This window comes from Mesorhizobium sp. CA7 (genome assembly GCF_020165015.1).
Lineage (GTDB): Bacteria > Pseudomonadota > Alphaproteobacteria > Rhizobiales > Rhizobiaceae > Mesorhizobium.
On record NZ_JAIUHH010000006.1, the window covers coordinates 190,451 to 206,036 of the forward strand.

18 protein-coding genes are annotated in these 15,586 nt (G+C 64.5%); 3 read left to right on the forward strand and 15 right to left on the reverse strand.

Translation table 11 applies throughout. The annotated features are described in order from the left end of the window. Nucleotides 1-6 precede the first annotated feature (6 nt). The 3 genes from LB552_RS14865 to LB552_RS14875 all read right to left on the reverse strand — a co-directional run bounded on the left by LB552_RS14865 (nucleotide 7) and on the right by LB552_RS14875 (nucleotide 3,918). Complete coding sequence (locus LB552_RS14865) at nucleotides 7-1,485, reverse strand: sensor histidine kinase (protein WP_224529848.1); 1,479 nt, start codon at nucleotides 1,483-1,485, stop codon at nucleotides 7-9. Between the two features lie 8 nt (nucleotides 1,486-1,493). Beyond that, nucleotides 1,494-2,168: a response regulator transcription factor gene (locus LB552_RS14870; RefSeq protein ID WP_040991372.1), complete on the reverse strand. Its 675-nt coding sequence runs from the start codon at nucleotides 2,166-2,168 to the stop codon at nucleotides 1,494-1,496. Nucleotides 2,169-2,367: 199 nt separating this feature from the next. Then, on the reverse strand, nucleotides 2,368-3,918 hold the full coding sequence (locus LB552_RS14875; protein WP_224607626.1) for a Do family serine endopeptidase: 1,551 nt from the start codon (nucleotides 3,916-3,918) through the stop codon (nucleotides 2,368-2,370). Between the two features lie 208 nt (nucleotides 3,919-4,126). Here LB552_RS14875 and LB552_RS29640 point away from each other — a divergent pair, with 208 nt between their 5' ends. Continuing rightward, nucleotides 4,127-4,255, forward strand: coding sequence for a hypothetical protein (locus LB552_RS29640; RefSeq protein ID WP_263481630.1), 129 nt, complete (start codon nucleotides 4,127-4,129; stop codon nucleotides 4,253-4,255). A 142-nt stretch (nucleotides 4,256-4,397) separates the two neighbouring features. Here LB552_RS29640 and LB552_RS14880 read toward each other — a convergent pair whose 3' ends face one another. The 9 genes from LB552_RS14880 to LB552_RS14920 all read right to left on the reverse strand — a co-directional run bounded on the left by LB552_RS14880 (nucleotide 4,398) and on the right by LB552_RS14920 (nucleotide 11,635). Beyond that, a complete protein-coding gene (locus LB552_RS14880) occupies nucleotides 4,398-4,862 on the reverse strand; it encodes a cytochrome c-type biogenesis protein (RefSeq protein ID WP_224607629.1) in 465 nt (154 codons plus the stop codon). Next, entirely contained in the window at nucleotides 4,859-6,844 is a 1,986-nt protein-coding gene (locus LB552_RS14885; protein ID WP_224607632.1) for a heme lyase CcmF/NrfE family subunit, read from the reverse strand. Before LB552_RS14885 ends, LB552_RS14880 begins: the two co-directional genes overlap by 4 nt. A gap of 65 nt (nucleotides 6,845-6,909) precedes the next feature. Beyond that, nucleotides 6,910-7,350, reverse strand: coding sequence for a cytochrome c maturation protein CcmE (gene ccmE / locus LB552_RS14890; RefSeq protein ID WP_140845772.1), 441 nt, complete (start codon nucleotides 7,348-7,350; stop codon nucleotides 6,910-6,912). A 4-nt stretch (nucleotides 7,351-7,354) separates the two neighbouring features. Then, complete coding sequence (gene ccmI, locus LB552_RS14895) at nucleotides 7,355-8,491, reverse strand: c-type cytochrome biogenesis protein CcmI (RefSeq protein WP_224607635.1); 1,137 nt, start codon at nucleotides 8,489-8,491, stop codon at nucleotides 7,355-7,357. A 129-nt stretch (nucleotides 8,492-8,620) separates the two neighbouring features. Beyond that, nucleotides 8,621-9,058 carry a hypothetical protein gene (locus LB552_RS14900; RefSeq protein WP_140845770.1) on the reverse strand — a complete coding sequence of 146 codons (438 nt, stop codon included), beginning with the start codon at nucleotides 9,056-9,058 and terminating at the stop codon, nucleotides 8,621-8,623. Next, nucleotides 9,055-9,198 carry a hypothetical protein gene (locus tag LB552_RS14905; RefSeq protein ID WP_224607638.1) on the reverse strand — a complete coding sequence of 48 codons (144 nt, stop codon included), beginning with the start codon at nucleotides 9,196-9,198 and terminating at the stop codon, nucleotides 9,055-9,057. Before LB552_RS14905 ends, LB552_RS14900 begins: the two co-directional genes overlap by 4 nt. After that, the gene (locus LB552_RS14910) at nucleotides 9,195-10,583 is read right to left on the reverse strand and encodes an ATP-binding protein (protein WP_224544168.1); all 1,389 of its coding nucleotides are present in this window, start codon (nucleotides 10,581-10,583) and stop codon (nucleotides 9,195-9,197) included. The genes LB552_RS14905 and LB552_RS14910 overlap by 4 nt, the downstream gene beginning before the upstream one ends. 22 nt (nucleotides 10,584-10,605) lie before the next feature. Further along, complete coding sequence (locus LB552_RS14915) at nucleotides 10,606-11,271, reverse strand: response regulator transcription factor (RefSeq protein ID WP_041002188.1); 666 nt, start codon at nucleotides 11,269-11,271, stop codon at nucleotides 10,606-10,608. A gap of 64 nt (nucleotides 11,272-11,335) precedes the next feature. Next, nucleotides 11,336-11,635 (reverse strand): hypothetical protein, encoded by a 300-nt coding sequence (locus tag LB552_RS14920; protein WP_095766886.1) that lies wholly within the window; start codon nucleotides 11,633-11,635, stop codon nucleotides 11,336-11,338. A 216-nt stretch (nucleotides 11,636-11,851) separates the two neighbouring features. On the opposite strand from LB552_RS14920, the gene LB552_RS14925 reads away from it, so the two are divergent. Beyond that, entirely contained in the window at nucleotides 11,852-12,238 is a 387-nt protein-coding gene (locus tag LB552_RS14925) for an ester cyclase (RefSeq protein ID WP_140845766.1), read from the forward strand. A gap of 139 nt (nucleotides 12,239-12,377) precedes the next feature. Here LB552_RS14925 and LB552_RS14930 read toward each other — a convergent pair whose 3' ends face one another. The 3 genes from LB552_RS14930 to LB552_RS14940 form a co-directional block, all read right to left on the reverse strand. Then, nucleotides 12,378-12,785, reverse strand: coding sequence for a DUF3168 domain-containing protein (locus tag LB552_RS14930; protein ID WP_224544169.1), 408 nt, complete (start codon nucleotides 12,783-12,785; stop codon nucleotides 12,378-12,380). Between the two features lie 141 nt (nucleotides 12,786-12,926). Then, entirely contained in the window at nucleotides 12,927-14,480 is a 1,554-nt protein-coding gene (locus LB552_RS14935) for a trimethylamine methyltransferase family protein (protein ID WP_224607641.1), read from the reverse strand. A gap of 12 nt (nucleotides 14,481-14,492) precedes the next feature. Then, nucleotides 14,493-14,711 (reverse strand): glycine cleavage T C-terminal barrel domain-containing protein, encoded by a 219-nt coding sequence (locus tag LB552_RS14940; protein ID WP_224607644.1) that lies wholly within the window; start codon nucleotides 14,709-14,711, stop codon nucleotides 14,493-14,495. Between the two features lie 121 nt (nucleotides 14,712-14,832). Between LB552_RS14940 and LB552_RS14945 the strand changes: the two genes are divergently transcribed. Then, nucleotides 14,833-15,555, forward strand: a complete 723-nt coding sequence (locus LB552_RS14945) for a hypothetical protein (RefSeq protein WP_224607647.1) — start codon at nucleotides 14,833-14,835, stop codon at nucleotides 15,553-15,555. The last annotated feature ends 31 nt before the right edge of the window (nucleotides 15,556-15,586 follow it).

Here is a 15,586-nt window from a genome sequence, read left to right on the forward strand (position 1 = left end):
GCGCTGTCAATGCGTCTCCCGCAACGGGAAACTCATGACCACGGACAATCCGGGATTGGCGGGCAAAAGATCAAGCCTGCCGTTGTGGAAAGTCATGATTGCCTTGGCGAGGCTGAGGCCGAGGCCCGAGCCCGGTTGCGAGCGGCTCTTTTCCAGGCGCACGAAGCGCTCGGTGGCGCGGGCGCGATCGGCGTCGTCCGGGATGCCGTGGCCATTGTCGGTGACGGCAAGCTTGATCTCGTTGCCAGCGCGCTCCAGGACCACCCGTACTTTCGGCGCCTCGGCAGCGTCGGTCGAGTATTTGATGGCGTTGTCGACGATGTTGGACAACGCCTGGCCGATCAGCTCGCGATTGCCGTTGATCGTGAAGGCCTCGGACACGGTCGTTTCCAGGGCAACCCCCGCCTCCTCCGCCACCGGCTCGTAAAGCTCGACGACATCGCTCACCGTGGCGGCGAGATCGACGGGACCGGTCTGTTCCGAGGAGTAGCCGGCCTCCAGGCGCGAGATCATCAGGATGGCGTTGAACGTCTTGATGAGCTGGTCGGACTCCGCGATCGTGCCTTCAAGCGCCTGGCGGTACTCCTCCGTCTTGTGCCTGCCGGCGAGCGTCGCCTCGGCGCGGTTGCGCAGTCTGGTCAGCGGCGTCTTCAGATCATGGGCGATGTTGTCGGAGACCTGCTTCAGCCCCTCGTTCAACATGGCGATCCTGGCCAGCATCGAATTGAGGTTTTCGGACAGGCGGTCGAATTCGTCGCCGGCGCCGGTGACCGGCAGCCGTCCGGACAAATCGCCGCCCATGATGCGGCGGCTGGCGTCCGAGACGCTGTCGATGCGCTTTAGCGCGGCGCGCCCGACGAAGAACCAGATCAGGATGCCGCCCAAACCCATCATGCCAAGCGCCAGGGTCAACGCGCGGCTGATGACGGCGCGGAAGCGCTCGGGCTCGCCAAGATCGCGGCCGACCAGCATGATCATCTGGTTGGGCAGTCTCAGCACCAACGCGATGGCGTTGTGCCCCTTCTCACCTGTCGATTGTGGAGTGTTGCCCTCGTTGGCCGGAGGCGTGGTCTGGTCCGAACCGCCGCTGCGCAGCCGATCGAGCTCGCCTTCGCCGAAGCGCTGGTAGGAAAACGGGTCCGTCGTCCAGCCCTCGGTCTCGATGACCCCGGGCTCCAGGCTCTGCACATTGCCGGTCAAGATCTGGCCGTTGGCGTCGGCGATCAGATAGAGATTGGCGCCGGGCTGGCGCGAGCGGGCCTCGACGACGCGCACCAGCACCGGCAGGCCGCCGCGCTGATAGGCGCGGGCCAGGCCCAGCACCTCGTCGTTGATGGTCTCCTGCGTCTGCGCGGTCAGCATGCGCGCCGACAGCGACGTCATGTAGAGGACGAGCAGCACCGCGCAGAGCGCGAAAAGCAGAAGATAAAGCGCCGAAAGCCGGGCCGCCGTCGTCTTCATGATGGCCGGCAGGGACAATGCCATAACGGGTTCTAGCCGCCTTTCAGCATGTAGCCGGCGCCGCGGATCGTGTGCAGGATCGGCTTGTCGAAGCCTTTTTCGATCTTGCCGCGTAGGCGCGAGACGTGGACATCGATGACGTTGGTCTGCGGATCGAAATGATAGTCCCAGACATTTTCCAGAAGCATGGTGCGCGTCACCACCTGGCCGGCATGGCGCATCAGATATTCGAGCAGGCGGAACTCGCGCGGCTGCAGCGTGATCTCGCGGCCGGCGCGCTTGACCGAATGCGACAGCCGGTCGAGCTCGAGATCGCCAACGCGGTAGACCGTCTCGGACTCGCGCGCGCTGGCGCGGCGGTTCAGCACCTCGACGCGGGCGAGCAATTCGGAAAAGGCGTAGGGCTTGGTGAGGTAATCGTCGCCGCCGGCGCGCAATCCGGTGACCCGGTCGTCGACCTCGCCCAGCGCCGAAAGGATCAGCACCGGCGTGGTGTTGCCGCGCGAGCGAAGCGCGGCGATCACCGACAGGCCGTCACGGCGCGGCATCAGGCGGTCGACCACCATCACGTCATAGTCGCCGGCATCGGCGAGCGCGAAGCCGGTCTCGCCGTCGCCGGCGACATGGGCGGTGTGGCCCGCCTCGGCGAAGGCTTTCTGCAAGTAGTCCGCCGCCTCGCGATCGTCTTCCATGACGAGAATCTTCATGGAGCCGTTATACGCGATTTCATTGGAAGGTTGAGGGGCAGTCATATCGTCTTGCCTTCAAGTTAAAACGGCAGCGGGTGATGGGAAACCCGCTGCCGTCAGGAGCGAAACACGGTGACTGACTTACGTGCTCGGCCCCATGTTTCCCCACGGCGGCTCGGGGGTGTTGATACCGCCATGGGGAAGCTGAAAGTCGATGTCAGCCCTTGCCGACCGGCAGCGCCACGAAGCGATTCGAGTCGTCGCGGGTGATCTGCATCAGCACGGCCTTGCGGCCGGCCTTGGCGGCATCCGTCATCGCCTTGGACACGTCGTCGGTGGTGTTCACGTCGTTCGAATTGATCGAGGTGATGACGTCGCCGGGCTGGATGCCTCGGTCGGCCGCATCGCTGTCGGGATCGACGTCGGTGACCACGAGGCCCTTGCCTTTTTCCGCCTTGGTGACGGTCAGGCCGAGATCGGCAAGCGTGTCGGCCTTGGCCGCCGGCGCCGACTGCTTGTTGCTGTCGTCGTTCGAGGCCTGCTTGTCGCTTGCCGGCAGCGTGCCGAGATCGACCTTGACGGTCTCGTCCTTGCCGTTGCGCCAGACGGTGACATCGACCGGTTTGCCCGGCGCGAATGCACCGATCATCCGGGCGAGCTCCTTCGGCGAGGCGACATCCTTGCCGTCGACCTTGGTGATCACGTCGCCCGCGACGATACCCGCCTTCTTGCCCGGCCCGCCATCCTGGGCGCTCGAGACCAGCGCGCCCTTGTCCGACTTCAGGCCGAGCGACTCGGCGATATCGGAGGTGACCGGCTGGATCTCGACGCCGAGCCAGCCGCGCTGGACCGAGCCGCTCTTCATCAGGTCCTGGACCACCTGCTTGGCGGTCGAGGCCGGGATATCGAAGGCAATGCCGACGCTGCCGCCCGACGGCGAGAAGATGGCGGTGTTGATGCCGATCACCTGGCCGTTGAGGTTGAAGGTCGGACCGCCCGAATTGCCGCGGTTGACCGAAGCGTCGATCTGGATGAAGTCGTCATAAGGGCCGGCGCCGATGTCGCGGCCGCGGGCCGAGACGATTCCCGCGGTGACAGTGCCGCCCAGGCCGAACGGATTGCCGACGGCGACCACCCAGTCGCCGATGCGGACCTTGGAATCGTCGGCGAAGTCGACATAGGTGAACTTGTTGCCGCCGCCATCGACCTTGAGCACGGCGAGATCGGTGCGCGGATCGGTGCCGATCAGCTTGGCGTCGAGCTCCTTGCCGTCATTGGTGACGACGCTGAAATCCGAGCCTTCCGAGACGACGTGGTTGTTGGTGACGAGATAGCCATCCTCGGAGATGAAGAAGCCCGAGCCCTGAGCGATCGGACGAGGCTGGCCATTGCCATGGTCGCGGTGGTCGAAGCGGCGCATGCCGAACTGGCCACCCTGGTCACCGAAGCCACGGAATTCCTTGAAGAAGCGGCGCAGCTGCGGATTGTCCGGCAGGTTGTCGAAACCGTCCTGGTCGTCGGAACCATCGTCGGCCGTCGGCTGGATCTTGGCCTTGACCTTGACGCTGACGACCGCCGGCGAGACATGCTCAACGACATCGGCGAAGCTCGGCACCTGCGGGGCTTCGACGCGCACGGCATCGGCCAGCACGGGGGCGGTGCCGGTGGCAAGCGCGCCCACGCCGACCGCACCGATAACGGCCAGGGACGCTGCAGCCGCCATCAGGCGCTTGCGGGTGGAGGCAAATGAATTGGGGGCATTATTCATGGGGTTTCCTATCCTCTATCGACGTGGATGCACTCAGGCGAAGCATCCTCGGGCAAGAGGATTAGAGAGCCGCACATTACGGCGCCATTTCCGGTACATGAAAGTTTTGTAATGTTGGGAATTGGCGACGATGCATGCGATCACGAGGTTTCAAATGACCACAGGCCACAGCAACCGAACTCGAGTATCAGCCGATTGGGAAACCAAGATGATTGAAGACATCAAGCGCGGGATAGCCGACGCAAAGGCGGGCTGTATGGTGCCTCACGAAGCTGCGATGGCGGAAATTGACACGATGACCGAGGCCGTGGAGGCCGAGCGCACAGGCAGGGGATGAGGTATGCCGCGCGTTCGGAGGCTTGGCGTCAGCACCCGAGACTTCGTCATTCCAGCGTGAAGCAGGAGCGGAGCGACGCGCGCAGACCATAGAATGATGAGCCAAGGGCGGTTGCGGTCAATCGCCAAGCTCGGCGACGGCGCTACTTGCGCAGCATCTTATCCAGCGCCGCCTGTTCCTCGGCGCTCAGGGTGCTGTCCGGCACAGTTCGGCGCGAGCGGGCGCTGAGCACGATGAACAGTCCGCCGGCCAGAAGCAGAAACACCGGCGTGCCCCACAAAAGCGCGTTGCGCAGGCTGAAGCGCGGCTTCAAGAGCACGAACTCGCCATAGCGCGAGACGATATAGTCCATCACCTGCTGGTCGGTGTCGCCGGCGACGAGGCGCTGGCGCACGAGGATGCGCAGGTCGCGAGCAAGATCGGCGTCGGATTCGTCGATCGACTGGTTCTGGCAGACCATGCAGCGCAGGCCTTCGGACAGCGCCCGCGCCCTCACCTCCAATGCGGGATCCTGCAGCACCTCGTCAGGCTTCACCGCCTGGGCTGCGCCGGCGAAGAACAGCGCCAGCAGCAGGGCCAGCGAGGCGAGTGAAAATCTTGCGCTCATGTTGGGCTCGCCAGGACCGCGGCCGGCTTGCGCCGCTTCGCCGGCGCGCCGACGCGCAGGCGGCGGTCGAGCAGCGACATGGCCGCACCCGCCATCATCACCAGGCCGCCGCCCCAGATCAGCGTGACCAGCGGCTTCCACCAGAGGCGCACGACGACGGAGCCGTCATTGTTCTCGTCGCCGAGCGACAGATAAAGCTGGCTCAAGCCCAGCGTCCTGATGCCGGACTCCGTAGTCACCGTCTGGCGCACCGGATAGAAGCGTTTTGCGGAGGTAATCATGCCATCGGCGTTGCCGTCGGCACCCATCAGCAGGAAGCGGCCGCGATCCTCGGTGAAATTCGGACCTTTTCGCGGGGAGAGCCCTTCGAAGCGCAGCGTGTGGCCGGAGAGTTCCACCGTCTCGCCGGGATGCATGCTGAGGATTTTCTCCGTGCCGAAGCAGAGCGTGCCGACAATGCCGAGCAACGTCAGCCCGAGGCCGAGATGGGCAAGCGCCGTGCCAAAGACGGAGCGCGGCAGGCCGGCGAAGCGCCGCAGCATGATTGCCGGCGGCACGGCGCCGAAACCGGATTTGACGGCAAGATCGGTCAACGCGCCGACGACCAGCCAGACGGCAAGACCGACGCCAAGCACTGCGAAGACCGAGGCGCCGTCGATGAACAGGCCGGTGACCAGCATCGCGGCGATCGCCAAAGCGAAGGCCGCCATCAGCCGCTGCGAGGCGGCGATGACGTCGCCACGCTTCCAGGCGAGCAAGGGGCCGAACGGCACGATCGCCAATAGCGGCAGCATCAGCGGTCCGAAGGTCAGGTCGAAGAACGGCGCGCCGACCGAGATCTTGCCGCCGGTCAACGCCTCCAGCGCCAGCGGGTAAAGCGTGCCGACCAACACCGTTGCCGTGGCGGTGGTGAGAAAGAGATTGTTCAGCACCAGCGCGCCCTCGCGCGAGATCGGATGGAACAGGCCGCCCGCCGTCAGCCGCGAGGCGCGCAGCGCAAACAGCGCCAGCGAGCCGCCGATGAACAAGGTCAGGATGCACAGGATGAAGACGCCGCGCGCCGGGTCGGTGGCAAAGGCGTGCACCGAGGTGAGCACGCCGGAACGCACCAGGAAAGTGCCGAGCAGCGACAGCGAGAAGGTCAGGATGGCCAAGAGCAGCGTCCAGATCTTCAGCGCCGAACGCTTTTCCATGACGATGGCCGAATGGAGCAGAGCGGTGCCGGCGAGCCAGGGCATGAAGGAAGCGTTCTCGACCGGGTCCCAGAACCAGAAGCCACCCCAGCCGAGCTCGTAATAAGCCCAGTAGGAACCCATGGCGATGCCGCCGGTCAAAAACATCCAGGCGACCAGCGTCCAGGGCCGCACCCAGCGTGCCCAGGAGGCGTCGATGCGCCCCTCGATCAGCGCCGCGACCGAGAAAGAGAAGCAGATCGAGAAGCCGACATAGCCGAGATAAAGCATCGGCGGGTGGATCGCGAGGCCGAGGTCCTGCAGGATCGGATTGAGGTCGCGGCCCTCGATCGGCGCCGGATTGAGGCGGATGAACGGGTTGGACGTCGCCAGGATAAACAGGAAGAACGCGGCGCCAATCATGCCCTGCACGGCCAGCACATTGGCCTTGAGCGTTGACGGCAGATTGTTGCCGAAGACGGCGACCAGCGCGCCGAAGAAGGTCAGGATCAGCACCCAAAGCAGCATCGAGCCTTCGTGATTCCCCCAGGTGCCGGTGATCTTGTAGATCATCGGCTGCAGCGAATGGGAGTTCTCCCAAACGCTCGCCACCGAGAAGTCCGAGCCGGCATAGGCGCTTGCAAGGGCGGCGAAGGACAACGCGGTCAATGCGAAGCCGGTGACCGTGACCGGACCGCCAACCGCCATCAGGCGCTGGCTGCCGGTGCGGGCGCCGACGAGCGGCACCAGCATCTGCACCAGCGACAGCGCGAAGGCGAGGACAAGAGCGAAGTGTCCGGTCTCAACCATTGGTTACCTGTTCTCCCGCAGGTTCTGATCGCAAAACCGCATGGCACTTTTGCGGAACCTGCTCATCAGTTCGTGCTTTCCTGCCAAACACCCTTGGCCTTCAGGCCGTCGGCGACTTCCTTGGGCATGTAGCGCTCGTCGTGCTTGGCCAGCACGCTGTCGGCGACGAAGACGCCGTCCGGGCCGAAAGCGCCCTCGGTGATGACGCCCTGCTCCTCACGGAACAGATCGGGCAGGATGCCGGTATAGGTGACCTTGACCGATTTCTGCTTGTCGGTGACCGAGAAGGCGACGGTGGCGCCTTGCCCGCGCATGATGGTGCCCTTCTCGACGAGACCGCCGAGCCGGATCCGCTGTCCGGGCGGCACGCTTGCCGTGGCGAGATCGGCCGGCATGTAGAAATAGGACGCCTTCTGTCCCAGCGCATAGAAGGTGAGCCCGGCAGCGGCGCCGAGGAAAGCCAGCCCCGCCAGGATCACCGACATCCGCTTCTGCTTGCGCGTCATTGCCTTACTCCGTCGCCGTCAGGCCGAGCGAGGCGGCGAAGGCGGTGAATTTCTTGGCCTGTTCACTGTCGGCACCAAAGGCGGCGACAGCGCGGCCGAGCGCGTCGCGCGCCTGGTCGGCCTTGCCAAGCACGACATAGGAACGGATGAGCCGCATCCATCCTTCCTCGTCGCGGGGATTCTGCTTCAATTTGTCGTCGAGACCGGCGACCATGGTCTCGATCATCGCCTGCCGGTCCTGCGGCGACATCTGTTGCGCGGCTTCCACCTGCTGCGCGTCGGGGCCGTTGGCCGGCGCTGCATCGGCGACAGCCGGACCTCCCGCCTCGGCAAGCGCCTGCTGGACGGCGCTGCGCCAGGGCGAATCCGGCGCGAGCTGGCCGAGCATCTTTTGCCAGGCGGCAACGGCATCGGCCTTCTTGCCTTCCTGTGCCAGGCCCACCGCCAGGTAGAAATTCGCCTTGGCGTTGGCCGGATCGAGCTTCAGGGCCGCCTCGAAGGCTTTTTGAGCGTCGGCCGAAACAATGCCGCCGGCAGCGCTGGCGATCGCTTCGCCGAGACCCGACTGGCGCACGGCGCTGTCGCCATCGAGGCGGATGGCGTTGCGATAGGCGGTCACGGCGTCGGGAAAGCGCTGCAGTCGAAGATAGATCGGAGCCAGCACGTCCCAGCCCTTGCCGTCCGACGGATTGGCGGCGAGATGGGCTTCGGCGCGGGCGACCAGCTCGTCGACCGAGGCATCGGCCGGGTTCTTGGCTAGACGTTCGGCCAGCGGCTGCGAAGGTAGATCGGGAGAGCCGAGCATTCCGTAGAGCCCCCAGCTCAGCAGGGGAACCGCAAGCACGGCTATGCTGGCGACCCACTTGGCGCTGCGCGCAGGCTTGAGTATTGCCGCGTCCGGCTGCACGGCCGCGCCCAGACGCAGGATGCGGCGGCCGATCTCGGCACGCGCCTCGTCGGCCTCCCCGGGCTGGATCAGGCCGCGCGCCATGTCGCGGTCGAGCTCGGAAAGCTGGTCGCGATAGACTTCGAGATCGTGATCGCCAGCCGGCGACGCGCCTTTCATGCCGCCGGTAAGCGGCAACAGCACGGCCAGGCTGGCGCCCAGCGTGAGGATTGCGGCTATGACCCAGAACAGCATGGCCCTTCCAATAAAGGCAGAGCCCTGCCCTGCCAACACGGACGTACTGCGACGCTTTGACGGCAGACGCGCCGTCCGACCTTGATAGGGGTCAATCCGACCGAATAACGGGGCCGGCCGGGTTTCTTTCTAGGTCAGCGGCGTCCAGCTGCCGTCGGCATTGCGGCAGGCGGTGCCGCGCGCGGTGACACCCGCGCCGCTCGTATAGACGGTGTGGGTGTACTGGCGGCAATCCTGCGAGCCGACCCTGTAAGGCTGGGCGGCGACGACCTCGCCATAATGCGAGGAGTTGTCGCTCTTCCACGTCACCTTCTGGCCGCTGGTGTTGTATTCCAGCGCCTTGTATTCCGCTTCCAGGCCCTTGCGCTTTTCGGCATCGCTGAGGCCCGAACCGATCGACCCGCCGATAAGCCCGCCATTCATGGCCGAAACGATGCCGGTCGACACCTTGCCGCCGGTCGGCGGCGTGGAAACAGGCGTGACGGGAGAGGTCGGACCACCCTTACCCAGGGTCGTGCAGCCGGAAACGGCGAGCAGGGCGGAAACGAGCGCGACGCGAATCTTCATGCCGACAACCGGTTCTCTTCAGCGGGATGGAACTGGATGGACTGGGGGCGCGCCATCAGGACGTTTTCATCGCCATAGTGTTGATATTTGTCGGAAATTTGGCCGTCGGCCGCTGCTCGCAAATCGATAAGAAACATCATTGAAGGCTCCGCAATCCCACCACCGCCCTCAAGCCGCCCATGCCGGACCGTTCCAGCGCCAGCGAGCCTCCATACTCGTTGACGAGGTCGGCGACAATGGCCAGCCCGAGCCCTGTTCCCGGCTTCGTCTCGTCGAGTCTCTTGCCACGTTTCAAAACTTCCCGCGCGCTGTCCTCGGGAATGCCCGGGCCATCATCCTCTATAACGATTTCGAACATGTTGCTCATTCCCGGTGCTAGCGCGACCGAAACGGCAACGGCGCTCTTTGCCCATTTCATCGCATTGTCGAGCAGGTTGCCGAGCAGTTCCTCCAGGTCCTCGCGCTCGCCGGCAAAGACGATTTCCGCCGGCGGCAGCGACAGCGTCAGCCTCGTTTGCGGATTGAGTTTCCGCAACACGCGCACCATGCGCTCGACCAGCGGCGAAACCGGCGTGCGGAAAACGACGCTGTCGCGCTGCGCGGCGACGCGGGCGCGCTGCAGATAGTGGTCGACCTGTTTCTGCATGGAAGCGGCCTGCTCGGCGATCAACTGGCCCTTGGCGCCGCCGAGCGCGCGGCCCTCATTGATCAGCACGGCTAAGGGCGTCTTCAGCGAATGGGCAAGGTTGCCGACCTGGGTGCGCGAGCGCTCGACGATGCGCCGGTTGTTCTCGATCAGCGCATTGGTCTCGCTGGCCAGCGGCTCGATCTCGGCCGGGAAGCTGCCGTCGAGCCGCTGCGCGGTGCCCTCGCGCACCATGGCGAGCGCATTGCGGACCCGCCGCAAGGGTTGCAAGCCCAACAGGATGGCGATGGCATTGATGGCGATCATGCCGACGCCGAACAGCGAGAGATAGGTGAGCAGGCGACGCTGGAAGCTCGCAATCTCCTGCTCGAGCTCGCTGTGGTTGCCCATGACACGGAAACGCGCGGCGCGGTTCTTGGCGTCGAGTACGAACTCGCTCTCGAACACTTCGAGCCGCTCGCCCTTGATGCCCTCCATCGAGTAGCTGCGCTGGAAGTTCGCATTGAACGGGACCTCCGCGACGCTCGGCGACAGGAGCGAGGTGGTCATCGAGGAGGAATGGATTTCGCCATGCACGCCTTCGGAGGCAGGCTCCACCGACCAGTACCAGCCGGAATTCGGCTCGGAAAAGCGCAGGTCGCCGAGGTCGGGCGAGCCGGTCAGCGCGCCGTTGTCGGAAATGCCGACGGAGCCGATCAGGTTGAACAAATGCGCCGAAAGCAGGCTGTCGAAGCCGCGCTCGCTGGCCTGGCGGTAAAGCGTGGTGATGAGGGTGAAGATGACGACCAGAGTCAGGATCGCCCAGATAGTGGAAAAGGCGATGACGCGGAAGGTCAGCGAGCGCGGCCAGAGCCGCAGCTTCGAAAGCCGCGTTTCCATGGTTGGTTTCAGCGGTTCCGCGTCACGCCTCCGGCTCACGCATGCGATAGCCCATGCCACGCACGGTTTCGATCATGTCGATGCCCATCTTCTTGCGAAGCCGGCCGACAAACACTTCTATCGTGTTGGAATCGCGATCGAAATCCTGATCGTAGAGATGCTCGACCAGCTCGGTGCGCGACACCACCTCGCCCATATGGTGCATCAGATAGGCGAGCAGCCGGAACTCGTGCGAGGTGAGCTTGAGCGGCACGCCATTGACGTCGGCCTTGGACGCCTTGGTGTCCAGGCGCAACGGCCCGCAGGTGAGTTCCGACGAGGCATGGCCGGCCGCGCGGCGGATCAGCGCCCGCACCCGCGCCAGCACCTCCTCGATGTGGAAGGGTTTGGTCACATAATCGTCGGCGCCGGCGTCAATGCCGGCCACCTTGTCGCTCCAGCGGTCGCGCGCGGTCAGGATCAGCACCGGCATCTTGCGGCCGCCGCGGCGCCAGCGCTCGACGACGCTGATGCCGTCCATCTGCGGCAGGCCAATATCGAGGACGACGGCATCGTAAGGCTCAGTGTCGCCGAGGAAGTGCCCCTCCTCGCCGTCATAAGCGCGGTCGACCACATAGCCGGCGTCGACCAGCGCGTCGGCCAGTTGCCGGTTGAGATCCTTGTCATCCTCGACGACGAGCACGCGCATGGGGTTGAAGCCTGTTGTTGGGTAGACCTATAGGCCGATTCCACCAGCCTGGGAAACGACAGGGTCAGCCCATCGGAACGACGATTTCCGAGCGGCGGGGACGCTGGCCTTCCTTGCCGGGAACCAGGACGACGATGACGCAGACCTGCTGGCCGCCCCGCGTCGCCTGCGAGGCCTTGGCCAGCGTGCCGCCATTCTGCGCGGCGACCTGCTGGCCGATGGCGTAGCAATCGCTGGCGGCGAGCACCACCGGCCGATCGACCGACGGCTCGGTGACCGGCAGGGCAATCGCCTGCGACGCAAAGAGGCCGGCTGCGGCGAGCGCCAGCACTGCTTTGCGGAGATGAGGGCCAAACTTTTTCATGATCACGGTTCTAACGCATATGGGCTGAACGTGAAATGAACGGTGAACGATCGAAAATCCATGCCCGCCACACCCCCTATGGACGCCAACGCTCCCTCAAGCCCGGGTGCAAATTCATAGCCGGAAAATCAGTCGGTCCGCTACGCTTTTCGGCCTGCCGATTCCGCGCCCCGCGCTACCTAGTGTAGAAACGCCGGACGGCCATGGGAGGATGCGATGACGCGTGAGGATATTGCCGATCTCTACCGGGGCTACATCGTCTGCCTTAACGAGCAGGACTGGGGCAATCTCGGCCGGTTCGTCGGCGAGGAGGTGCAGTATAATGGCGAGACGATCGGGCTGTCGGGGTATCGGCGCATGCTGGAAGGCGATTTCGAGGCCATTCCCGACCTGCGTTTCAACGTCGAGCTTCTGATCTCGGAGCCGCCGCGCGTGGCGGCGCGCCTGCATTTCGACTGCCATCCCAAAGGCGTGCTGTTCGGCCTGCCGGTCCACGGCAGGCGGGTTTCTTTCGCCGAGAACGTGTTCTACGAATTCCACGACAGCCGCATAAGGGAGGTCTGGTCGGTCATCGACAAGGCCGCGATCCAGGCGCAGCTTTAGGGTGTGTTGATGTTCAGGTGAGGCTGGCCTGCAAATGCCGGCTTCCTGCGCTCCGGTGCTCACGTACTTTAAGTACGCTCCGCGCCGGTTCTCGGAAGCCATCATTTTCGACTCGGCCTGACCTGAATCTCAACACACCCTATGCACTTTCCTGGGTCAGCGCGCGGAAGCGCAGCAATCCATGATAGACTGCAAGATCCTCGTCATAGCGCGCCTCGGCGAATTCCAGGGACAGGCGCGTCTGGCCGCGCGGGCCAATGGACAGCGCCGCGCCATCGAGGCTCGCCTTGATGCTGTCCATGATGAGGCGTGTCTCGGCCTCGCCCTGGGCTTTCGACCAGACGTGCAAGGTGACCAGCTGGTCATTGTCGTTGTCGACGCCGGTCTCGAGGTCGAAGGCGCTGGTGCGGCCATATGTGACGTGCGGAAAGGCGGCCTTGTCGCTCGCCTGCTCGAGCAGGCCCGCGCCGCCAAGCAACGCCGACAGCGACTCATCGGTCTTCAGCCTCAGGAACAAGGCCTGCATCAAATCGCCAGGCGCCGTCATCTACAGTCCATCGCCAACATGTCTCCGCGCCGCAGCCAATTCCGGCAGCGTAGCCGCGCTCGCGATCCGATGCCAGATCGCAAATCGATTTGAGTATAGCCTGAAGGGCGAAGGTCTAGAATTTATTATGTTTTCGTCAAATCATGAGACCGGAGCCGCGCCGCCTTCTTCGGTGCGTCTGGCAATGAACTCGTCGAGCACTCCCGCGGCGGCGGCAGCGGTGGCTGGCGGCTGGAAGTCGGCGATAATCCGCTTCCAGATGTCGGTCGCGCGCTCCGTGGCTGTCTTGCCGCCGGCCTGCGTCCAGTTGCCGAAGTTCGACCAGTCGGCCACCAGCGGCTCGTAGAAGGCGCTGCGGTAGCGCGTCATGGTGTGGGCGGCCGAGAAGAAATGACCTCCGGGCTGCACTTCGGCAATCGCTTCGAAGCCAATTGCATCCTCGTCGCCCGGCGTCGTGGCGCAAAGCTCGGCGACCGTCTGCAGCGCCTCGACGTCGGTGATCAGCTTCTCCAGCGAGACGCTGAGACCGCCTTCTAGCCAGCCGGCGGCGTGGATGCAGACGGTGGCGCCGGCCAGCACCGAGCCCCACAGCGCGAACTGGGTCTCGTGCGCGGCCTGCGCATCGGAGACATTGGCGGCGCTGCCGCCGCCGGAGCGCCAAGGCAGGCCGATGTGGCGAGCCAGCTGCCCCGCCCCAAGCGTCGCCTTGATGTGCTCCGGCGTGCCGAAGGCCGGAGCACCGGACTTCATGTCGACATTGGACGAGAAGGAGCCATAGACCACCGGCGCGCCAGGCCGCGCGATCTGGGCCAGCGTCAATCCGGCGAGCGCCTCGGCATGCTGCAAGGTCAGCGCGCCGGCGACCGTGATCGGCGCCATAGCGCCCGCCAGGCAGAAAGGCGTGATGACCAGGACCTGACCGGCCTTGGCGAAGTCGACGATGCCTTGCGCCATCGGGATATCCAACTGGCGCGGCGAGTTGGTGTTGATGACGGTGTAGCAATGGGCACCGGCGCGGAACTCGTCCTGCGAGAGGCCGCGCGCCAGGCGAATCATCTCGAAGCCGTCCTCCACCTGCGGCGTGCCACGCGCGAAGACGAAGGGGAACTTGTCCGACAGCGTCAGCTGCGCCCGGTTGACGGCATAGTGGCGGAAGCGGTTGTCGAGTTCCTGCGGCTCGACGCAAGGCCCGAGCATATGCAGCACGTCGAAATGCTGAACCAGCTTGATGAATTCCTCGAAGGCGGTGAGCGTTCCCGGCCGGCGGCCGCGCTCGAGATCGGTGACATTAGGGGCTCCGGAGCCGGCAAGGAAGGTCATCGAGCCGAGCTCGAGCGTCAGGTCGCGGGAGCGGTCGCCGCCGAGTGCCGGAATCGTGCGCGGCGCCGAGGCGAGCGCGGCTTCGACCATGTCGCGACCGATCCTGACCATCTGGCTGTCTTCGTCGACCAATGCACCGGCCTTGCCGTAGATTGTCCGCGCCTCGGGCAGCAGCACCTTGATGCCTAGCTCCTCCAGCACGCGCAGCGCGGTAGCGTGGATGGCCGCGACCTGGTCGTCGGAAAAGATCGGCTGCGGCAGGAACGGGTTCTTCAGTGACCGGTAATTCGGATGGCGGCTCGACTCGCTGCCGGCCTCCCCGGTGCGTCCCCGGCGGCGCTCGCGCCTGAGATCGCGTGCGGCTTCCTCAATCATGGCGGTTCCTCCTCATTGCCGCATCGCCTTGCCTTCGGCGTCGTAGGGCGAGGCCGCGATGACGCGCGCCGGCCGTTCGACCCCGACAATGTGTACGGAAAGCTCGGTCCCCTCCCCGGCTAAACCGTCATCGAGCAACGCCAGGGCGACGCTCTTGGCGACCCTGTAGCAATGCACCCTGCCGGCGCTGAGATTCCTATCTGTTCGTTCAAGCCGACGATCGTCGGACACCCACGTCTCGCGACCTTATGAAACGAAGAATCGGATGCATTTTGGAACAATTAAAGATTGTTTCAGTTCAAGGTGCATCACAAAGCCGCGTCATTTCAAGGCAGCGAGTTGACGGCATCCAATGGCGACGGGCGAGGACAAAACCAGTGATCAAACCCTGCAATGCCTCACGACCGAACATTTCGTGTTGCAGACGGCGCGGTCGGCCACCATCCAGGAAGCTAATTCGCGGGCAGACCTTTTCCTGACCGCCGTTTCCAGCACGACCGTCGCGCTGGCATTCGTCGCTCAAGTAACGCGCATGGGGCAGCCATTCGTTTTTTTCAGTCTGATCCTGCTTCCCTGCCTGTATTTCATCGGCATCGTCACCTTCGTTCGGGCGGTCCAAGTCGCAATCGAGGACATGGTCCTCGCACGTGGCATGGCTCGCATCCGGCACTATTTCGTGGAGACGGCTCCAGGCGTGGAGAAATACTTGATCCACTCCCGTCACGACGACGACGAGGCATTGCTCGTCAGCAAAGCCCTTCGCTCCTCGCACTGGCAGTCATTCATGAGCACAGCGGGGATGGTGAGCGTCGTCGCCAGTGTCATCGCAGGTGTCTTCGCCGGCGTGCTGGCGAAAGCCGTCGCAGTCCTGGGTATCGTTCCGGCAACCGGAATTGGCATGTTGGTATTCGCCGTCAGCGTCTTCGCCCTTCGTCGATACCAAGAGGCTAGATGGAATGCTGTCGAACATATGCTGGACGTGCGGTTCCCAAGCACCACAGCTGCCTCCCGTGGCGCCGGCCGTTCAGATGAACGGGTCGAGAGCACCCCGGAGCATAATCGTGCAAGTCTATGAATTCGCGCGGCAAGAATGGGCCAACCTCGCG